Source organism: Streptomyces sp. NPDC085944 (assembly GCF_040686295.1).
Lineage (GTDB): Bacteria > Actinomycetota > Actinomycetes > Streptomycetales > Streptomycetaceae > Streptomyces > Streptomyces salinarius.
This window is the reverse complement of sequence record NZ_JBFBJX010000034.1, coordinates 21383-40638: the sequence shown is the minus strand read 5'-3', so window position 1 is coordinate 40638 and position 19256 is coordinate 21383. Positions and strand designations below refer to the sequence as shown.

The 19256-nt window shown below is 74.0% G+C and carries 16 protein-coding genes and 1 pseudogene; 12 read left to right on the top strand and 5 right to left on the bottom strand.

Translation table 11 applies throughout. From position 1 onward, the window contains the following. The 3 genes and pseudogenes from AB0P07_RS35640 to AB0P07_RS35630 all read right to left on the bottom strand — a co-directional run. Window positions 1-347: pseudogene (locus AB0P07_RS35640) on the bottom strand (hydrogenase expression protein); the annotation flags it as partial. Window positions 348-362: 15 nt separating this feature from the next. Then, on the bottom strand, window positions 363-1034 hold the full coding sequence (locus AB0P07_RS35635; RefSeq protein ID WP_365558302.1) for a DUF4157 domain-containing protein: 672 nt from the start codon (window positions 1032-1034) through the stop codon (window positions 363-365). 124 nt (window positions 1035-1158) lie between these two features. Continuing rightward, window positions 1159-4068: a hypothetical protein gene (locus AB0P07_RS35630; protein ID WP_365558299.1), complete on the bottom strand. Its 2910-nt coding sequence runs from the start codon at window positions 4066-4068 to the stop codon at window positions 1159-1161. A gap of 328 nt (window positions 4069-4396) precedes the next feature. Here AB0P07_RS35630 and AB0P07_RS35625 point away from each other — a divergent pair, with 328 nt between their 5' ends. The 4 genes from AB0P07_RS35625 to AB0P07_RS35610 all read left to right on the top strand — a co-directional run bounded on the left by AB0P07_RS35625 (window position 4397) and on the right by AB0P07_RS35610 (window position 7204). Then, the gene (locus tag AB0P07_RS35625) at window positions 4397-6001 is read left to right on the top strand and encodes a phage tail sheath subtilisin-like domain-containing protein (protein ID WP_365558296.1); all 1605 of its coding nucleotides are present in this window, start codon (window positions 4397-4399) and stop codon (window positions 5999-6001) included. A gap of 71 nt (window positions 6002-6072) precedes the next feature. Beyond that, on the top strand, window positions 6073-6519 hold the full coding sequence (locus tag AB0P07_RS35620) for a phage tail protein (RefSeq protein WP_030405220.1): 447 nt from the start codon (window positions 6073-6075) through the stop codon (window positions 6517-6519). After that, entirely contained in the window at window positions 6519-7049 is a 531-nt protein-coding gene (locus tag AB0P07_RS35615; protein ID WP_365558293.1) for a hypothetical protein, read from the top strand. The genes AB0P07_RS35620 and AB0P07_RS35615 overlap by 1 nt, the downstream gene beginning before the upstream one ends. Further along, window positions 7046-7204, top strand: coding sequence for a DUF6760 family protein (locus AB0P07_RS35610; RefSeq protein ID WP_007450918.1), 159 nt, complete (start codon window positions 7046-7048; stop codon window positions 7202-7204). Before AB0P07_RS35615 ends, AB0P07_RS35610 begins: the two co-directional genes overlap by 4 nt. A gap of 359 nt (window positions 7205-7563) precedes the next feature. On the opposite strand, the gene AB0P07_RS35605 is transcribed toward AB0P07_RS35610, so the two are convergent. Next, window positions 7564-7923, bottom strand: a complete 360-nt coding sequence (locus AB0P07_RS35605; RefSeq protein WP_365558290.1) for a hypothetical protein — start codon at window positions 7921-7923, stop codon at window positions 7564-7566. A gap of 1785 nt (window positions 7924-9708) precedes the next feature. Continuing rightward, entirely contained in the window at window positions 9709-10131 is a 423-nt protein-coding gene (locus AB0P07_RS35600; protein ID WP_365558289.1) for a hypothetical protein, read from the bottom strand. Window positions 10132-10339: 208 nt separating this feature from the next. Between AB0P07_RS35600 and AB0P07_RS35595 the strand changes: the two genes are divergently transcribed. The 8 genes from AB0P07_RS35595 (at window position 10340) to AB0P07_RS35560 (ending at window position 19238) form a co-directional block, all read left to right on the top strand. After that, on the top strand, window positions 10340-11467 hold the full coding sequence (locus tag AB0P07_RS35595) for a hypothetical protein (protein WP_365558286.1): 1128 nt from the start codon (window positions 10340-10342) through the stop codon (window positions 11465-11467). Between the two features lie 153 nt (window positions 11468-11620). Then, window positions 11621-12043, top strand: coding sequence for a phage tail protein (locus AB0P07_RS35590; protein WP_365558283.1), 423 nt, complete (start codon window positions 11621-11623; stop codon window positions 12041-12043). A gap of 28 nt (window positions 12044-12071) precedes the next feature. Beyond that, window positions 12072-12791, top strand: coding sequence for a tail protein X (locus AB0P07_RS35585; protein WP_365558280.1), 720 nt, complete (start codon window positions 12072-12074; stop codon window positions 12789-12791). Further along, a complete protein-coding gene (locus AB0P07_RS35580) occupies window positions 12791-14710 on the top strand; it encodes a VgrG-related protein (RefSeq protein WP_365558277.1) in 1920 nt (639 codons plus the stop codon). The genes AB0P07_RS35585 and AB0P07_RS35580 overlap by 1 nt, the downstream gene beginning before the upstream one ends. A gap of 61 nt (window positions 14711-14771) precedes the next feature. After that, a complete protein-coding gene (locus tag AB0P07_RS35575; protein WP_102927663.1) occupies window positions 14772-15233 on the top strand; it encodes a GPW/gp25 family protein in 462 nt (153 codons plus the stop codon). Continuing rightward, complete coding sequence (locus tag AB0P07_RS35570) at window positions 15233-17191, top strand: putative baseplate assembly protein (RefSeq protein WP_365558275.1); 1959 nt, start codon at window positions 15233-15235, stop codon at window positions 17189-17191. The genes AB0P07_RS35575 and AB0P07_RS35570 overlap by 1 nt, the downstream gene beginning before the upstream one ends. Continuing rightward, window positions 17188-17766: a phage tail protein gene (locus AB0P07_RS35565; RefSeq protein ID WP_365558273.1), complete on the top strand. Its 579-nt coding sequence runs from the start codon at window positions 17188-17190 to the stop codon at window positions 17764-17766. Before AB0P07_RS35570 ends, AB0P07_RS35565 begins: the two co-directional genes overlap by 4 nt. Then, a complete protein-coding gene (locus AB0P07_RS35560) occupies window positions 17763-19238 on the top strand; it encodes a zinc ribbon domain-containing protein (RefSeq protein WP_365558272.1) in 1476 nt (491 codons plus the stop codon). Before AB0P07_RS35565 ends, AB0P07_RS35560 begins: the two co-directional genes overlap by 4 nt. Window positions 19239-19256: the final 18 nt, after the last annotated feature.

Below are 19256 nucleotides of genomic sequence, written 5' to 3'. Positions count from 1 at the left end.
AACTCGGCCCGCACCTCGGTGAACGCCGTGATCGTGAGGTTCCCCTCCGGCACCGTCACCGCGTCCGGATGCTCGGTCGGCGTGATCCGCACCGCGTACGGGTTCGGTCCCGCCACCGCGTCCGGCGTACGCGGCGGAGCGAACGTCAGCTCCACCGTCCCCGTCGTCCCCGGATACAGGCGAAGCGTCGGCGGCTCGACCGTCGTCCAGGGGGACACGTCCCCCACCGGCTCGAACCGGTACTCGTCCACCACGTCACCGGTGTTGCGCACCCGCAGCCGTACGCGCGTACTGCTGCCGGGGTCCACAGTCGCGGACGCGGGCTCCAGGGAAGTCCACAGGCTCATCGGATCCGTACCGTTCTACTCCGTGTCGTCCGCGTGGTCCGTGACCGCTCCCCGGGCGGCGACGGACGGGGCGACCTTCGCGCCCGCGCCGAAGGCGGCGCCGTCGGCCTCCGCGGCCCGCTCCGAACCCTGGCCCGGGTCGGTCACGGCGAGTCCGGCACCGTTGTCGTTGCCCGTCTCGCGGACGCCCGACAGGTTCTCCTTGACGTGGCCCAGCTCATGGCCGATGACGTCCTTGCGGCCGGCCGCCTGCGGACCGAGGAAGACATGGGCGCCGACCGTCATCGCCTGCGCGCCCAGGGCCGCGGTGGCGCGCTGGGCCACCGGGTTGTCGTGGATCCGGGTGGGAGAGAGGTCGGCCTGGTAGAACGACTCCGCCTCGGAGCGCAGCGACCCGCCGAGCGGGCTGCTCGGCGTGGCCATGGCATCGTTGAGCAGTTGGACCTGGCCCTGCGGGCTCTTGTCGTCGAACCCGTCGTGCCCGCAGCCGGCGCCGTGCTGGTGCTCCTCCCGGCTGATGAGCCGCTGGACGGCCTGGTTGCCGACGGAGCGCTGGAGCGCCATGACCGTCGCGGGTGTCATCGGGGCGCCGCTCACCGCGGTGGTGGGCGCGGCCACGGCCCGGTGCGGAGCCCGACCACCCCGCACGGCCTTCTGCTCGGTGGCTTCCTCGTGCGCGCGCACCATGGCTCCCTTCGACACCGGACCTGTGGCCACCAGCCCTACCGGAGGGCGCCCGCCCCCGGCAGGTACCCGAGGGCAACGTCGGGGGCAGCGCACCGGCGCCGCCCCCGGTCACGGCGCAGGGTGCTCAGAGCGAGGAGAGCGCCTTGGCTATCGCCTCTTCCCACTCCGTCTGCAGCTCGGGGTCGTTGAGCGACTCCTCCCACTGCGTCTCGTTCTGGTTGTGCTTGTCCGGGCCGCACTTGAGCGACTTGAGGAACGCGCGGGTCTCGCGCCGGATGTCCTCGGGGACGTTCTCGCTCGCGGGGACGGCCGGCCCGGCCGCCTGCGCGTAGATCTCCTGGGCGTTGAGCTGCCGCTTTCCCTGCTTGATGGAGTGCGTCACCATGACCGCCTCCTTCCACGCGTCGCTCCTCCTGCCCCGGCCGTCCTTGTCCAGCCTGGGCGGCTCGGGCGTCGGGGTCCCTTCCTGAGGAAGGGTGGTCCGGGCGTGCTTGTCGTAGTCCCGTACCGAGTTATAGCGCTTGTTGCCCTTCCGCACGCCCTTCTCGGCCGCGTATCCGCCCAGGGCCAGTGCCGTCGTGCCGCCCACCACACCGGCTCCGATTCCGCCGGAGACCGCTCCCGCCGCGGCCGCGACCGCCACGGCGCCGGCGGTGGTGCGCGCGACGTTGCCGGTGAGGTTGGTGGCGCGGTGCCTGAGTTTCCGCCCCTTCTTCTTCACCGCGTAGTCCCGTCCACTGGCCAGGTGCTCCATCAGCTCCTGCCGCAGGCCGTCGATGCGGGCGCGCTCGTCCTCGACGGCCTGCAGCGCCGCCGCTTCCGCGCCGGGCTCGGCGGCCGCCAGTCTGATCGATTCCTGGGCCAGCTTCGTGTTGGCCGCCCCCAGGTCGTCCAGGACCTTCTGGAGCCCGCGGTCGCGCTTCGCGGCCTCGCCCTTGAAGTGGTCCTTCAGCTCCTTGCGCTGCGCATGGGTGTCCTTGAGGACCTTGATGTCGCGGCCGGCGGTCAAGGAGGAGAACGCGATGTTGAGGCCACCGCCGGCGGCGCCGAGCTCGGCCACTCCGGCCACGTTCTCGGTGATCCTCATGGTGTTGTCGGTGATCTTCACGACGTCGTTGGTGGTCATCAAGGCGTTCGTCGTCGCGGCCAGGGGCTTGGTGTTCACGTTCTTCCGGTGCCCGTGGGAGGCCGGTCCCTTTTCCTTGCGCTTGCCGAAGGAGTCCTTGAGCGCCGTCAGGTCGTTGAAGGTCCCGGTGGCGTCGCTGGTCACGTTGATCGGGTTCTCGACGAGCTGCTGGGCCGCGGTGTCGTGCACCGTCCCCGTGTTCCCGAGTTTCGTCGCCTCCGACCGCTGCGTTCCGCTGTACGGCGCACTGAGCCGCAGGGCCGCCAGGTCGGGCACGTCGACCCACGACTTGACCTTGGCGGCGACCTTCTTGACCGTGCCCGTGGCCCGCTTGCCCAGGGATTCGCCCGCCTTCTCGGCGCCCGCCGGCTCCGCCTCGTCCGTCCGTTCCGCCGCTTGCGCCTCGTTCTTCTTCGCGGCTTCCGCCGCGGCGGCCTCCTTCGCCTTCTGAGCCTTCTCCGCCTCCCGGGCCTTCTTCGCCGCGCTCAGCGCCGTCGTCGCCGTGGTCTGGGCCTCCCGCTGGTCCTGCTGCCGCCGCCCTGCTGCCGCCGCCCTGTCCTGTGCTTCGACCGCGTCCCGCGCGTGCCCCCGCTCCTCGGCGCGGGCCGCCTCCGCCTGCCGGCCCCGCTCCGCCGCGATGCGCGCCTGCTTGTCCGCGTCGGCCTGGGCCCGGTCGGCCTGCCGCAGCGCCTGGTCCGCGGCCTTCTTGTGCCTCTCCGCCGCACGCTCGGCCTTGCCGCGCTCCCGCGCTGCGGCGTCGGCGTTCTTCTCCCGCAGCGCTGCCCGGTCCCTGGCCGCCTTCGCCTGCTCCTGCGCCGTGTCCCGGTCCTCGGCGTACGCGCTCGCCTCGTCCGCGGCCTTCTTCCGCGCATCGTCGGCGTCCTTGCTCTCTCCCGCCTGCCGACGGGCCTCCTCTTCGGCCTCACCGGCCTGCTTCAGCGCGTCGGCCGCTTCCTCGGCCCACTTCTTCACGCGCCGTGCAATCTCGTCCTCGGCCTCCGCCTCCGCCTCGGACTTGGCCGCCTGCCGCAGCGCCTCGTCCTCGGCCTCGGCCTTCGCCCGTGCCGCGGTCTCGGCGGCCTTCTGCTCCTCCTCGGCCTTCCTGGCCTGCTCCTTGAGCTTCGCCACCTTGGCCTCGGCGGCCTCCTGCTTCTGCCGGGCGTCGTCGGCCTGCCGCTTGAAGTCCGCCGCCCTGTCCTCGGCGGCCTCCCGCCTCTTCTCGGCCTCCTCGGCCTGCTCCGTGTACTTCCGCTCCTCGGCACGGGCCGCTTTCGCCGCCGCGCGTTCCCCGTTCTCGGTGTTCTGGAGCCCGCCCGCCCTCTCCTCGGCGATCTGCTGCTTCTCCGTCGCCGTTCCGGCCGCCTCGGTGAACCTTTCCTCGGCCTCGAGTGAGCTGGTCCGACCCAGCTCGGCGGCCCCGGCGGCGCCTTCCAGCTTCTCCGCCCGGCCCCGGGCCCCCGCCGCCTTCCTGCGCGCCTCGGCCGCTTCCCCGGACGCCTGCCACACGTCGGTCTCGGCGGCGGCCCGCGCCAGCGACGCGGCCGTGACCTTCGCCTTCTGGTCGGCCACCTCGTCCACGGCCGCCTGCTGCTCGGTCGCCGTGTCCGCCGCCCGGCCGGTCTCGCCCGCCGACCGCCCGGTCTCCGTCACCGGCGTGATCCGCAGGTCGTCGTCCACCGCCGGCGCGGTCGCCCGCGCCACCACCGCGTCCCGGGGGAGCTGCGCCGTACCGGTCGCGCGCTGGATCGCCGTACCCGTCCCACGCCGGATCGCCGAGGCGACGGCCCGGTTTCCCGCCGCGGCCTGCAGCGAGGCCAGGGGCGGTTGCCGGCGTCCCTGCGGGCGGGGCCGGGCCGGGGCGGCCCCGGCCGTGCGGTGTCCCGGCGTCTGGTTCAAGCGGTCCGACACGGACGATCCCCTTCTGACACCCTGTCACCGCGCCCGCTCAGGCGGGACGGGCCCCGGTGCGCGGAACGGCACGCTCCGGTACGGAACTTGATCGCAGGATGACATCCTGGCGAACTGGCAGTCGACACAAGATGTTGAATCAGAAACGCCGGACGACCGCCAGGGGTCCGGGAGGGGAAGGGCCGGGAAGGGCCGGGAGTCTGCCCCAACGGGCACGGTCAGGGGCAATGGCCGTGCCCCCACACCGGCACCGAAGGGCGTTTCGGCGAAGGCAACGCGCGCGTGAGGCTGAGGGGCGTCCTGTCTCGTACCCCGAGGAGAGCAGAGCATGCCGTCCTACCTGTCGCCCGGCGTCTACGTCGAGGAGGTGGCCAGCGGCTCGCGCCCGATCGAGGGAGTGGGCACGTCGGTGGCGGCCTTCGTCGGTCTCGCCCCGACCGGCCCGCTGAACGAGCCCACGCTGGTGACCAACTGGACGCAGTACGTCGCGGCCTTCGGTGACTTCACCGGCGGGTACTACCTCGCGCACTCCGTCTACGGGTTCTTCAACAACGGCGGTTCCGCCGCCTACGTCGTCCGGGTCGGCGGCTCCGCCGACGACGCCGCCGCCGGCACCGCGGACGGCCCCACCGCCCCCGCCGCCGTCACCGGCAGCACCGCCAAGGCCGCGCTGCCCGCCGCCGAGCCCAAGCAGCTCGGCACCTTCGCCGTGACGGCCACCGCCGCCGGCCAGAGCGGCCCGCTGACCGTCGAGGTCGCCGACCCCGAGGGCGAGGGCCCCGCCGAGCGCTTCAAGCTGATCGTCAAGGACGGCGACAAGCCGGTCGAGACCTTCGACGTGAGCGCCAAGAAGGGCAACCGCTCCTACGTCGTCACCCAGGTCAAGGAGCGCTCCAAGCTCATCACGGTGACCGAGGCCGCGCCCGCCGCGCAGCTGGTCCGCCCGGAGAACCAGACCCTGACGCTGCCCGCGCCGCCCGCCGCCGCACCCGCCGTCCCGGCCGGCCAGGGCGAGCTCGCGCATCCCGGCCCCACCCAGTACATCGGCGACTCCGCGGACCGCACCGGCTTCGGCGGCCTGGAGGCGATCGACGAGATCTCCATGGTCGCGGTGCCCGACCTGATGGCCGCCTACCAGCGCGGCGCGATCGACCTGGAGGCCGTCAAGGCCGTCCAGCTCGGTCTCATCGCCCACTGCGAGCTGATGGGCGACCGCGTCGCCATCATCGACCCGCCGCCCAGCCAGAACGCCCGCCAGATCCGCGTCTGGCGCCAGGAGACGGCCGGTTACGACTCCAAGTACGCGGCCCTGTACTACCCCTGGATCAAGTCCTTCGACCCGGCCACCGGCCAGTCCCGCCTGGTCCCGCCGAGCGGTCACGTCGCCGGCATCTGGGCCCGCAACGACTCCGAGCGCGGCGTGCACAAGGCACCCGCCAACGAGGTCGTCCGCGGCGCCGTCGATCTGGAGCTGCAGATCACCCGCGGCGAGCAGGACCTGCTCAACCCGATCGGCGTCAACTGCATCCGCTCGTTCCCCGGCCGGGGCATCCGTGTCTGGGGCGCCCGCACCCTCTCCTCCGACCCGGCGTGGCGCTACCTGAACATCCGCCGGTACTTCAACTACCTGGAGGAGTCGATCCTGATCGGCACCCAGTGGGTGGTCTTCGAGCCGAACGACCACAACCTCTGGGCCCGCATCCGCCGCAACATCTCGGCCTTCCTGGTCAACGAGTGGCGCAGCGGCGCCCTGTTCGGCCAGAGCGCGTCCGAGGCGTACTACGTCAAGTGCGACGAGGAGACCAACCCGCCCGAGTCGGTGGACCTGGGCCGGGTCGTGTGCGAGATCGGCATCGCGCCGGTCAAGCCCGCCGAGTTCGTGATCTTCCGGCTGGCCCAGTTCTCCAGCGGCGGCGGGGAGCTGGAGGAGTAGCGGGCGGCGCCCTCCGACACCTACGCCCCTGCCCACGCCATCGTCAAAAGCCTCAGAAGGACTGAGAACACATGAGTCTGAACCCGGGTGACTCCCTTACTTCACACAATTTCGGTCTCCAGATCGACGGTGTGATGATCGAGTACCTCTCCGAGGTCAACGGCATCACCCTCGAGCAGGACGTCATCAAGTACCCGCAGAACAACGGCGCGACCGGCAAGCTCGAGATCGCCGTGATGCCGGGCTCCGCGAAGGACGGCTCCTGCACCGTCGTCCGCGGTATGACCCAGTCGTCCGCGTTCACCCAGTGGATCAACGACTCGCTCGAGGGTCGTATGTCCTCCGCCCGCAAGAACGCCTCGATCATCGTGATGGACTACGAGGACAACCCGGTCAAGCGGTACAACCTGCGCAACGCCTGGTGCAGCAAGCTCGACATGAGCCCGGTGAAGGCCGGTGAGGCCTCCGCGCTGACCGAGACCGTCACCATCGTGTTCGAAGAACTGGTCATCGAGTAATGCGTCGTATGGCTGCCAAGGCGCCTGCCGCGGCACCCCAGGCCGCGGCGGCGGGAGCGGACTTCCCCCGTTCGGCTCCCGCCGCCGCGCCGGCGGAGGCACCGGCCGGTCCTCCCGCCGGGCCTGCCGCGCCTGCCGTCGAGACGGCACCACGGCAGGAGTTGCGGACCGAGTTCCCCTTCGAGCTGCCGCGCGGGTACGTCGACGACTCCGGCACGGTGCACCGGGACGGCGTGATGCGCCTGTCGACGGCCCGGGACGAGCTGATCCCGCTGCGCGACGTGCGGGTGCAGGAGAACCCCGCGTACCTGTCGGTGGTGCTGCTCGGCCGGGTCATCACCCGGCTGGGCACGCTGCCGTCGGTGCACGACGGCATCGTGGAGAACATGTTCGCCTCCGACCTGGCGTTCCTCCAGGACTTCTACCGCCAGATCAACGCGGAGGGGCACACCCGCGCGGCCGTCGCGTGCCCGCACTGCTCGGAGGCCTTCGAGGTGGAACTCGGCGGGAGCCGCCTGGGGGAATCGTGACGTACGCGACCGACCGGCTGCACGAGGAGATCGCGTACGTCGCCTACCACTTCCACTGGAGCCTGGAGGCGATCCTGGACCTGGAGCACCAGGACCGCCGCCGGTACACGGACCAGATCGCGTCCCTCGTGACGCGTGGCACGGCGGAGGGCTGATCGGTGGGATTCCTGGACCGGCTGCGGGGCCGTCGGGACGACGTCGGCGACGGGGGCGGGGGCGCGCTGTCCGCGGGTCCGTCTCCGGACCCGGGCACCGACGGGAGTACGGCGTCCGCGGCCGGCCCGGCGAGCGGTCCCGCGACCGGACCGGCGCCCGTCGCGGTCGCCGCCTGGACCGGTCTGCCGCCGATCCGGCGGGCGACGGATGCGGCAGGTACGGGAGTGGCGGACGCCGGTTTCGGCGGCCGCCTTCCGACGTGGCAGAACCCGTCGTTCACGAGCGCGCCGTCCCCGGCGGTACTGAACCCGGCGGCCGGCGACAGCCTGCTGTCGGGCGCCTTCGACACACCGGCCCGTCAGCCGTCCTCCACCCGCCTGGCACCCCCGTCGGGCCCACCGCCCGTCCAGCGGATGCCGGTCGCGCCCCTGCGCGCGATACCCGCGGAGACCTCCGAGACCGGCGCACCCAGCGCCCCCACGGGTTCCGTGGCACCGACCCGGACCTCCGCCTCGGGTGCGCAGCCGCGTACGCCCCGGACACGCCGGGGTGCTTCGGCCCCCGCACCGGCACCGCAGCCGGCGTCCACGGCCACGCCGCCGGTGCAGCGGGCGGCGCGTTCCACCGGTGCGGCGCCGGCCCCGTCGTCCGGTGCGCCGGCGAGCACACCGGCGGCCCGGTCCGCGCGCGGGGTCCGGGTGACGCCGGTACCGCCCACCGCGCCGCACCCGCGGCAAGGACTGACCAAGGCTCCGTCCGGGGGGTCGGCCGTGCAGCGCCGGTCCCTGCCCGCGAGCCGCCGGACCACCGACTCCCCGCCGGAGTCGTCCGGAACGGCGCCCGCGTCGACGGACGGCGACCGAGCGGATCCCGGCGCCCCGGCGCGGCACGCAGTACCTCCGCGGCCTGGGCCCACGACACCCGCCGCACCGCCGTCCCCGGCCGCTCCGCCCGTACAGCGGGCGGAGTCCACGCACGCCCCGGCGCCCGGGCCCGTCAAGGGTGACCGACCGGCGCCCGACGCCCCGGTGCGGGGCACCGCACCCCGGTCCAGCGGCGGTACGGGACCGGCAGGGCACGCCGGTACGCCGTCCGGTACGCCGGTGCAGCGAGCCGTACGCGAGACCGGCAACGGCGCCCCCACGCCCCCGGCCCGCGACGCCGGTACGCCCGGGCCCGGCACGCCGGCCCAACGCGCGCCACGCGAAACCAGCGCCACCCCGACACCCGCACAGGACCGAGACACCCCGGCACCCGGTGGCACACCGGCCCAGCACGCCACACGCGAGGCCGGCCACGGGGCCGAGCCCGCACCCCCGGTCCGCGACGCCGGCACGCCCAGGACCGGCACACCGGTCCAACGCGCGGCGCGCGAAACCAGCGCCACCCCGACACCCGCACCCGCGCCCGCACCCGCACGGGACCGAGACGCCCCGGCACCCGGTGGCACACCGGTCCAGCGCGCCGCACGCGAAGGCGCCGACGGCAAGGGTCCAACGGCCCCGGTCCGCAGGGCCGGCACGCCCGAGCCCGGCACACCGGTCCAACGCGCCCCACGCGAAGGCGGCAACGGAGAGGGCCCAACGTCCCCGGTCCGCAGAGCCGGCACGCCCGAGCCCGGCACACCGGCCCGCCGCGCGGCGCGCGAAACCAGTGCCACCCCGACACCCGCGCCCACACGGGACCGAGGCACCTCGGCACCCGGTGGCACACCGGCCCAGCACGCCACACGCGAGGCCGGCCACGGGGCCGAGCCCGCACCCCCGGTCCGCGACGCCGGCACGGCCAGGACCGGCACACCGGTCCAACGCGCGGCACACGAAACCAGCGCCGCCCCGACACCCGGTGGCACACCGGCCCAGCACGCCACACGCGCACGTGGCACCGGCGCCCCCGCGCCCGCCGAGGGATCCGCCTCTGCCGGTGAGCGCCGGCCGACCTCGCCCGGCGCCGCGTCGACAGATCCCGTGGTCCAGCGGTCGGCGGACCGACGGCCCAGGGCGGGCCTCGGGGCCCCCATTTCTCGCTCCGGCGACGACACGCCGACCCGCACCCCCGCCCCCGAGCGGCGAACCGTGCCGCAGCCCGGCCCCGCGCCGACCGGGACGACCGGGACGACCGGGACGACCGGGACGACCGGGACGACCGGGACGACCGGGACGACCGGGGCGACCGGCGAACTCCCCGTGCAGCGGGCGGAATCCGCGAACTCGTCCGCTCCGGGAACACACCCGGCGCCCACCACGCGCCCCCGCACCGCCCCGGCCCCCGACCGCGCCGCCTCCGACCTCCCGGTGCAGCGCGCGTCGGCGCCCGGTTCCGCCACGCCCACGCCCGCGGCCGGCGCCGGAAGCACGAGCACCGACGGCGCGACGTCGCCCTCGGCGCCTTCGTCGTCCCCGGCGCCCGCGCCCGCGGCAGGAACGTCACCGGCCGTCCCCTCGCGCAACGCCCCTTCGACCGCCGCGTCGGCCACGGCACCGGGCACTCCGCCGGCGCCGGTTCAGCGGGCGGTCGCCCGCATCACCCCGCCGGCGGCCCAGGGCAGCGAAGCGGCCCCCTCCCGACCGGCGAGCCGTCCTTCCACGTCATCCGGCGCCCACAGTGCCCCGGCCAACGCACAGCCCCCGGTCCAACGCCGGGCGACCGCCGACCAGTCGAGGCCGGCCCAAACGCCGTCGCCCTCGGGCCCCACGGCGTCTCCGTCGGCCCACCGCTCGCCCGAAGCGCCCTCCCCGGTGCCCACGACGGCCCCGGTCCAGCGGGCCGCCGACAGGTCGGCCGACGACCTGCCCGGCCCGCCCTCCTCGCCCCCGGCACGAGCACGGGCACCGCGCGGCGACACCCCAGCGGCATCCCCCGTCCAGCGATCGGCCTCGGCCCAGCTCCCCGTCGCCCGCACGGAATCCCCCGTCGGCCAGGACACGGCAGGCAACTCCCCGTCCGTACCGCTCAACCGACCGGAACCCGGCCGGCCGGAGACCGGCCCGACGGAACCCCACCGCACGGAGCCCCACCGCACGGGAACCGGCCCCGCTGAAACCGGCCGCACGCAAGCCCACCGAACGGAGACCCCCCGGCCCGCAAGCAGCCGGCCGGGGGCCAGTGGTTCCCCGGCCGCCCCGGCCCACCCCGTGCAGCGCAGCGTCGCGCCCCGTCGTCCGGGGCTCGGCGCCCCCACCTCCGCCGGCCCGGCCAACGCCGTACGCCCGGCCGCACCCCCGGCCCCGGTGACACAACCCGCGCAGCGCTCCTCCGCGCTCGGCGCCCCCCTGCCCCCGGCCGACACCGCGCCGTCGGCCTCGCGCCCGCCCGCGGTGGCCCCCGTCCCGGTCACCACCGACCCTCGTACCACTCCGCCCGTCCAGCGGGCCACCGCGCCGGGCGGCACCCCGGCTCCGACCACGGCGAGCCCGGCGACTCCGCCGTTCGCGGCACCGCCCCCCTTCGCGGCCACCCCGCCCTTCCCGGCACCCGACCCTTCCCCGGCGGCCCCTTCACCCCTCCCGGTGTCCTCTCCTACGCCCCTGCGGAGCGCGCCCACGGTCACGCCCGCGACCGCGCCCCCGACGACCCTCGCGGCGCCACCCCTGCCCGTCGCCCCCGGCGGCACCGGGCCCAAGCCCCCCGCCGTCCAGCGCGCCGCCACGAAGGCCGTACCCCTGCGCCGGCCCACTCCCCCGGCTGCCAGCGGCGCGCCGCTCCCGGTGGCCCCCCTCACGCCGCCCGCCGCGTCGGCGCCCCGTCCGGCCCTCCCGGTCGCCGCGGCGGCACCCGCGCCGCCGACCGCCGACTCGGTGCCCGCCGCCCCCGCGGACCCCGCCGTCACCGCCGCGTCGGCGGCGCCCGGCGAGGCCTCCGCGCTGCCGGTTCAGCGCGCGTTCGGCCGCGGCAGCCGGGCCGGTCGTACCACCGGTGCCCTGGCGTCGAGCGCCGCGGCCGCCCTGGCCGAGACGCTCACGCGCCTCCGCCCCCACTCCTCGCCGCAAGGCCCGGCCGAGCCGCCACCGCCGCCGTACAGCGCCTCCCCGCCCGGCGGTCCGCCCTCCTACTCGGCGGTCCCCGCCGGGCCGAACCCGGGGGAGGGCCAACGGCCGCCCGAGTACACGGCGGTCCCGGACGGCGGTTTCGACCCGCGTCAGCTCACCGAGTTCCAGCTCGACGAACTGGTGCACCGGATCGTCGGCCGCGTCACCCGTCTCGTCCGCACCGAACTGCGCATGGACCGCGAGCGGATCGGCAGACTGCGCGACCCCCGCTGACCGAACGCACCGAACGCGCCGGACAGGCCGAAGAGAGCCACCAGCCCGAAGCAACCGACCAGCCGAGACGACCGGACCGCCCACCCGCCCACGACCGTTCTCCTCCCCCCCAACCTCCCGACCTCCCGACCTCCCGACAGAAAGGCCGACCCGATGACCCGCCAGGACCCGGGCTCCTCCATCTGGTTCAGCCTCGCCATCGACGGCGAGAGCCTCGGCTACTTCAACGGGTGCGAGGGGCTGTCGACCCAGGTGGAGGTGGAACAGCGCCAGGAGGGCGGCAACAACGGGTTCGTGTGGCAACTGCCCACCCGCGTCACCTTCTCCAACATCCGGCTGACCCGCCCCCTCACCCCTGACACGGCGAAGGTCGCCAAGTGGATCTCCTCCGTGCAGACCGGCATCAAGCGGCCCACCGCGCAGATCGCCGCCCTGCGCGCCGACGGATCGCTGGTCGCCCGCTGGGGACTCATCGACGTCCTGCCGGTCAGCTGGCAGGGCCCCAGCCTCGACCCCGGCAACCTGTCCGTGGCCAACGAGGTCCTGGAGATCGCCCACCACGGGTTCACGGACTGACGGCGCCGAAGAGCAGAAAGGAAGACCCATGGCCAGCAGCAAGGGCGCCGGCAAGAGCCTCGTACGCGCCAACCTCGCCATCCACGAGCCTCCCACCGGGGACTCCACCACGCCCGGTGGGCTGATGCGCACCTTCGGCTTCGAGTTCAACCCGGCCCAGCTGACCCTCACCCGCCGGGCCCAGTGGAACGCGACCCCCGTGGCGGCCGTACGGGAGGCCGCGAAGCCGGAGTTCCTGGGCGCCGAGCCGCGGGAGATGACCCTGGAGATCTTCCTGGACACCTCCATGAAGCCCGACGCCCAGACCGTGCTGAAGAAGGTGGAGTCGCTGCTGGACTGCTGCGAGGTGACCACCAAGAGCCTCGGTGCCGACCAGCCGTCACCGCCCTGGGTGGTCTTCGAGTGGGGGTCGTTCTCCACCGCCCGGTTCACCGCGTACGTCGCCTCCGTCGAGGCGTCGTACACCCTCTTCAGCACCACCGGCGTCCCCATCCGCGCCACCTGCCAGGTGGCGCTGGTCGAGATCCCCGGCCCGACCCAGGGACAGAACCCGACCTCGGGCGCGCTCACCGCACAGCGCGTGCACCGCGTCGTCGCGGGCGACTCGCTCCAGTCGCTGGCCTGGCGGGAGTACGGCAGCGCGAACGCCTGGCGGGCCATCGCCGAGGCCAACGGCATCGACGACCCGTCCCGCCTGCCGACCGGCACCCAGCTCATGCTGCCGGCCGCAGAGGAGGTGGCTCGCTGATGGTGCGTCCCGCGTTCTCCAGCATCGTCAAGGTGCGCGTCGGCTCCGCCGAACTGCCCGACGACATCGCCCTGATGCTCGTCGACGGCTGGGTCGACCAGGGCGTCGGCGTGCCCGCGGCCTTCCGCCTCACCTTCCGCGACCCCAAGCGCAGGGTCCTCGACAAGCTGGGGGTGCAGTTCGGCACCCGGGTCGTCATCACCCCCGTCGCCGACGGCAAGGGCATCGGCAAGCCGCTGCTGACCGGCGAGGTCACCGCCATGGAGGCCGACTTCGACGGCACCGGCAGCTACACCGTGATCCGCGGCTACGACTTCGGGCACCGCCTGATGCGCCAGCGCCGCGTGGCCGCCTACCGCAACCAGAAGGCGTCCGACATCGCCCGCAAACTCGCCGGCACGGACGGCGTGTCCGTCGGCCGGATCGATCCGACGAAGGGCGCCTACGGGTTCATCAGCCAGTCCAACGTCACCGACTGGGACTTCCTGGCCCGGCTCGCCGACGAGAACAACATGGTGATGTACGTGGACGCCAAGGGGAAGTTCCGGTTCGTCAAGCCGAACCCCGCCTCCGGTGCGCCCTCTCCCCAGACCGACGGCGACCAGAGTGCCTTCGTCCTCCAGGCCCGCCACGACATCATGCGGCTGCGGGCCGCGGTCACCGCGGCCGACCAGGTGGGCAAGGTCGAGTCGCGCGGCTGGAACGTCACCACCAAGAAGAAGATCGTCGAGACCGCGCCCGCCACCACCGACCCGGGCATCAGCATCGGCTCCACCCCCGGCAGGGCCGCGGGCGCGTTCAAGACCGCCAAGCTCGTCGAGACCGCCCACCCCTACGACCGGCAGGACGAGGTGCGGCACGCCGCCAAGGCCCTCGCCGCCGACGTCACCTCCTCCTTCGCCGAGCTGGAGATCTCCGTCAAGGGCAGCCCCGACCTGCGGCCCGGCGTGCCCGTGGCCCTCTCCGACGTCGGCAAGCCCTTCGAGGGCAAGTACACCGTCACCTCGGCACGCCACCACTTCGGCGACAGCGAGGGCTACCGGACCTGGCTCACCGTCAGCGGCCGCCAGTGGCGCTCCCTGTACGGGCTCGCCTCCGGCGGCGGGGGCGCCGTGGACCCCGCCGGCGCGGCCCGGCTGCCCAGCGTCGCCAACGCCATCGTCACCGACGTGCAGGACCCCCTCAAACAGGGCCGGGTCAAGCTGCAGTTCCCGTGGCTGGACGACGCCTACGTCAGCGACTGGGCGCGCAGTGTGCAGATGGGCGGCAAGGGCGGCGGCGGGGTCTTCCCCATGGACGTCGGCGACGAGGTGCTGGTCGCCTTCGACCGGGGGGCGCTCGACCACCCGTTCGTCATCGGCGGCCTCTACAACGGCCGGGACCTGCCGACCAAGGTGGCCGACGTGCCCCTGCACGACGGTCTGAAGAAGAAGGCCGTCCGGCACACCCTGTCCGACCGTCAGGGCAACCGCGTGGACCTGCTGAGCCAGCAGACCGGCGGGCGCAAGCAGGGCGTGCGGATCGCCAGCGGCAACGACAAGCTGACCATCAACCTGGACCGCACCAAGACCGAGATCACCGTGGACAGCAAGGGTTCGGTCAGCATCACGGGCAGCCGCTCGGTGTCGGTGGAGGGCGGCACGTCGGTGTCGGTGGAGGCGGGCACCAGCCTCACATTGCGCGGCCGGCGGTCCGTAATGATCGAAAGCGGCGGACCCCTCACCCTGAAGGGCAAGGGCCTGGTCAGCCTGACGTCGCTGGGCGGCGTCGTCGACGTCAACTCGATGGGCGGACCCCTGAACCTGTCGTCGAGCAGCATGGTCACGGTCAACGCCGTCGCCAACGTGAACATCAAGGCCGTCAAGCTCGACCTGATGGGCCTCTTCTTCGTCAACCAGATCAAGTACCCGTTCGGATGACGGAACGACCACACCCACGTCCCGGGTCCGTCAGGAGAAGGAAAAGGCAGGTGGCCCACTGATGGCCGAACAGTTCGTCGGCTCCGGCTGGTCGTTCCCCCTGCGCATCGGGCCCACCGGCGGCATCGCCCTCGTCAGCGGCGAGCGGGAGATCGAGGAGGCCATGCAGCTCGTCCTCGCCACCGCCCCCGGCGAGCGGCCGATGCGTCCCGAGTTCGGCTGCGCCATCCACGATCTCGTCTTCGCGCCGGTCAACGAGCAGACCGCCGGCCGCATCCAGCACGAGGTGTACACCAGCCTGGACCGCTGGGAGCCGCGCATCGAGGTCCACGAGGTCGACGTCACCGCCGGTGAGGACCGGAGCGTCCTCCACATCGACGTGCGCTACTCCATCCGCGGCACCAACAACCCGCGCAGCCTCGTCTTCCCCTTCTACGTCATCCCCTCCCACGACGAGCCGGACCTCCCCGACGGCGGGGCCGGCCCCGCGGGCCTCCCGGGCTCTCCCGAAAGCGATCGCTGATGTCCCTGCCCTCCCCGAACCTCGACGACCGCCGCTTCCAGCAGTTCGTCGACGACGCCAAGCGCTACATCCAGCAGCGCGCCCCGGAGTGGACCGACCACAACGTCTCCGACCCCGGCGTCACCCTCGTCGAGACCGTCGCCCACATGGCCGACCAGATCGTCTACCGCCTCAACCGGGTGCCGGAGAAGAACCACCTGGCCTTCCTCGACCTGGTCGGCATCACCCTGTTCCCGCCGTCCGCCGCCCGCACGGACGTCACCTTCTGGCTGTCCGCGCCGCAGGAGGACGCCATCCTGGTCCCCGTGGGCACCGAGGTCGCCACCCTGCGCACCGAACGCGACGAGGCCGTCGTCTTCACCACCACCGGCGACCTCACCGTCGTACCGTGTGACCTCGGCCGCCTGGTGGTGCAGCACAGCGGCGAAGCCGTCACCGACCGCACCACCGACCTCGCCGAGGGCAAGGACCTGATGTGCTTCGCCGAGGCCCCCGCCCCCGGCGACTGCATGCTCATCGGCCTCACCAACGCCGTCCCGCACTGCGCGCTCGCCCTCGAACTCGACAGCCGCGTCGACGGCGTCGGTGTCGACCCCCGCCAGCCGCCCCTGGTGTGGGAGGCGTGGACCGAGGACGGCTGGCAGCTCTGCGACGTCGACCGCGACGGCACCGGCGGCCTCAACCGCCCCGGCGACATCGTCCTCCACGTGCCCGGCGGCCACGTGCTGTCCCGCAACGGCGGCCACGAGGCCGGCTGGATCCGCTGCCGGGTCACCGACCCCCTGCCCGGCCAGCCGTTCTACACCGCATCGCCGACCATCCGCTCCGCCGAGGCCTACACCGTCGGCGGCACCACCGGCACCGTCCACGCCGAGACCGTGTACGACGAGGCCCTCGGCGAGTCCACCGGCCTCCCCGGCCAGCGCATCCGGCTGGAACACGCCCCCGTCGTCGCCGACGACCCGCCCGTCCTGCTCCAGACCGCCGCCGACGACGGCTGGCAGGACTGGCAGGTGGTCCCGCACTTCGCCGGCTCCCGCCCCGACGACCACCACATCACCCTCGACGCCGCCACCGGCGAGATCGCCTTCGGCCCGGCCGTCCGCGAGGCCGACGGCACCCTGCGCCAGTACGGCACCGTCCCGCCCAAGGGCGCCGTCATCCGCGCCCGCCGCTACCGCACCGGCGGGGGCAGGGCCGGCAACGTCGCCCGCGGCGCGGTACAGGTGCTGCGCACCTCGATCCCGTACGTCTCCGAGGTCGTCAACCGCGAGGCCGCCCGCGGCGGCGTCGACGGCGAGACCGTCGAGGAGGCCAAGCTGCGCGCGCCGATCACCCTGCGCGCGCAGGAGCGCGCCGTCACCCTGCGCGACTACGAGGAGCTCGCCCGCCGCGCCGCCCCCGAGACCGCCCGCATCACCTGCCTGGAGGGCGAGGAGAACGAATACGGCGCCCACGCCGTCCGCGTCCTCGTCGTCCCCCAGGCCGTCCCCGACCCCGGTGGCCGCCTCCGCTTCGAACAACTCGTCCCCGGCGACGCCCTCCTCGGCCGCATCACCCGCCATCTCGACGAACGCCGTCTGATCGGCACCCGCCTCTCCGTCGGACCGCCCTACTACCAGGGCGTCACCGTCGTCGCCACCGTCCACGCCTTCCGCGACGTCGACGCCGACCGCGTACGCCGCCAGACCCACGACGCCCTCTACCGCCACCTCGACCCGCTCACCGGCGGCGCCGACGGCAGGGGCTGGCCCTTCGGACGCCCCGTGCAGGCCGGCGAGGTCTTCGCCGTCCTCCAGCGCGTGCCCGGCGTCGAACTCGTCGACGAGGTCGTCCTGCACCCGGCCGACCCGCTCACCGGCAAGCGCGGCGACCCCACCGACCGCATCGACCTCGAAGCCCCCGCCCTGGTCTTCTCCTACGACCACCGGGTCCGCGTGATCGGCGACGGCGCATGACGGCCGCCCCCGCCTCCCGGCGAGGCTCCGTCGACGGACTCGGCTCCTCCCTGCCCATCGCCTCGATGCTGCCCTCCGTCTTCGCCGACGACGACCTCGCCCTGCGCTTCGTCGGCGGACTCGACGACGTCCTCGCCCCCATCCTCAGCGTCCTGGACTGCCTCGACACCTACTTCGACCCCGCCCTCACCCCGGCCGACTTCGCCCAGTGGCTCGGCACCTGGGTCGGCGCCGAGACCGACGGCACCGAACCCGAGGCCCGGCTGCGCGCCGCCGTCGCCGCCGCCGCCCGGCTGCACCGCGTGCGCGGCACCCGGCAGGGGCTCGCCGAAGCCGTACGGCTGGCCTTCGGCGTCGAACCGGAGATCACCGAGAGCGGCGGCGCCCAGTGGAACGCCCGCCCGCTCGGCCCGTTCCCCGGCCGGCCCCGCCCGCACCTGCACGTCGCCCTCCGGCTGCCCGACCCGAAACCGGTCGACACCCACCGCCTGGACGCCCTCGTCGCCGCCGCCCGCCCCGCCCACATGCCCTACACGGTCGAAGTGACCGCCTCCGAAAGGACCCCGGAGAGATGACCACGCAGAACTGCGCCGAGTGCGGAACCCGCGCGGAACCGGGCCAGTCCTTCTGCGACGCGTGCGGCGCCGTACTCAGCTGGGAACAGACCGGCGCCGTCCGCAACGCCCAGCCCGCGGTCGCCAAGTCCGACCAGAGCCCCGCCTTCGACGCCTTCGCCGGCGCGGGCGTACCCCCGGCCCGCACCGACCGCCCGGCCACGACACCCGCACCGGCACCGGCACCCGCTGCCGCCTCAGCACCCGCATCGGGTTCGACTTCGGCTTCGGCTTCGGGTTCGGGTTCGGGTTCGGGTTCGGCTTCCGACGGCACCGTCGAACCGGCCCCGAACGCCACCGGCGACGGCCCGACCCTGCCCCGGCAGCGCCGCACGGAAGGCCCGGAGGACACCCCGACCGCCGACGGGACGGCAGGCGACGGAACGGCAGGCGACGCGGGCCGGGCAGGTGAGGCCGGATCGCCGGGCACCACCGCCCAGAACCGCGACCCCGCGCCCGACGAGACGGCCCCCACCGCCCCGCTGCCCACCGCGGCGACCCCCGCCCCGGCGACCCTCAGCGACACGATGTCCGACCGGGCCCGTTCCCTCCTCGTCCCCGTCGCCGACCCCGAGGCCCCGGCCCCCACCCCTCCGCCGGCCGTCGCCCCCGTGCTGCCCGGCCGCCCCGACGCCGACCGCCCCCAGGTCCGCGCCCCCGGCCACCAGCCGGACATCGCGGGCGGCCCGCCCTGCCCCTGGTGCTGCACCCCCAACCGCCCCGACCGCCACTACTGCGCCCGCTGCGCCATGCCCCTGGTCGCGAGCGGCGACCAGGCCGGCACGCGCGCCCCCTGGTGGCGCCGGCTCTTCGGCGGACGCCGCCGGGAAACCCCCTGGGCCGGCGACCGTCCCCGTCTGCGCCGCGTCTTCGACCGCATCGGCACCTGGATCACGGTCGCCGTCGTGGCCACCCTGGCCGTCCTCGGCTTCATGTACATCCCCGACGGCATCGAGAACACCCGCGACCACTTCGCCAAGCGCGCCCCCGTCGCCCCGGACGGGATCAAGGCCTCGCACTCCTTCCCCGGCCACGACCCGAAACTCCTCATCGACAAGCTCAGCAACACCTGGTGGGGCCCGGGCATCTCGCAGTCCGGCCAGGGCGAGTGGGTCGAGGCCACCTTCACCGAGCCGACCCGTCTGCTCGACGTGATCATCACCCCCGGTGTCTCCTCCCGCGCCAACAAACTGCAGGAGTCGGCCCTGCCGCACCGCGTCAAGGCGACGATCACCATGAAGGACGGCTCGGTCAAGACCCGCGACCTCACCCTCGACCAGGGCGCCGGCGGTCAGCGACGCCCGTTCCGCGTCGGTGAGGTCACCAAGGTCCGCTTCACCATCGAGTCCGCCCACGCGGCGTCCGCCGACAAACAGGTCGCGATCGCCGAGATCGAGTTCTTCGGCCCCTCCAGCGCCAACCGCTCCTCCTGATCCGGGCCGGGGCCCCGC

Bases quoted from the DNA above. Each gene is read 5' to 3' on its own strand.
- AB0P07_RS35635 (WP_365558302.1), bottom strand. From the start codon at position 1,034: ATGGTGCGCGCGCACGAGGAAGCCACCGAGCAGAAGGCCGTGCGGGGT.
- AB0P07_RS35625 (WP_365558296.1), top strand. From the start codon at position 4,397: ATGCCGTCCTACCTGTCGCCCGGCGTCTACGTCGAGGAGGTGGCCAGC.
- AB0P07_RS35620 (WP_030405220.1), top strand. From the start codon at position 6,073: ATGAGTCTGAACCCGGGTGACTCCCTTACTTCACACAATTTCGGTCTC.
- AB0P07_RS35615 (WP_365558293.1), top strand. From the start codon at position 6,519: ATGCGTCGTATGGCTGCCAAGGCGCCTGCCGCGGCACCCCAGGCCGCG.
- AB0P07_RS35590 (WP_365558283.1), top strand. From the start codon at position 11,621: ATGACCCGCCAGGACCCGGGCTCCTCCATCTGGTTCAGCCTCGCCATC.
- AB0P07_RS35585 (WP_365558280.1), top strand. From the start codon at position 12,072: ATGGCCAGCAGCAAGGGCGCCGGCAAGAGCCTCGTACGCGCCAACCTC.
- AB0P07_RS35580 (WP_365558277.1), top strand. From the start codon at position 12,791: ATGGTGCGTCCCGCGTTCTCCAGCATCGTCAAGGTGCGCGTCGGCTCC.
- AB0P07_RS35575 (WP_102927663.1), top strand. From the start codon at position 14,772: ATGGCCGAACAGTTCGTCGGCTCCGGCTGGTCGTTCCCCCTGCGCATC.
- AB0P07_RS35570 (WP_365558275.1), top strand. From the start codon at position 15,233: ATGTCCCTGCCCTCCCCGAACCTCGACGACCGCCGCTTCCAGCAGTTC.
- AB0P07_RS35565 (WP_365558273.1), top strand. From the start codon at position 17,188: ATGACGGCCGCCCCCGCCTCCCGGCGAGGCTCCGTCGACGGACTCGGC.
- AB0P07_RS35560 (WP_365558272.1), top strand. From the start codon at position 17,763: ATGACCACGCAGAACTGCGCCGAGTGCGGAACCCGCGCGGAACCGGGC.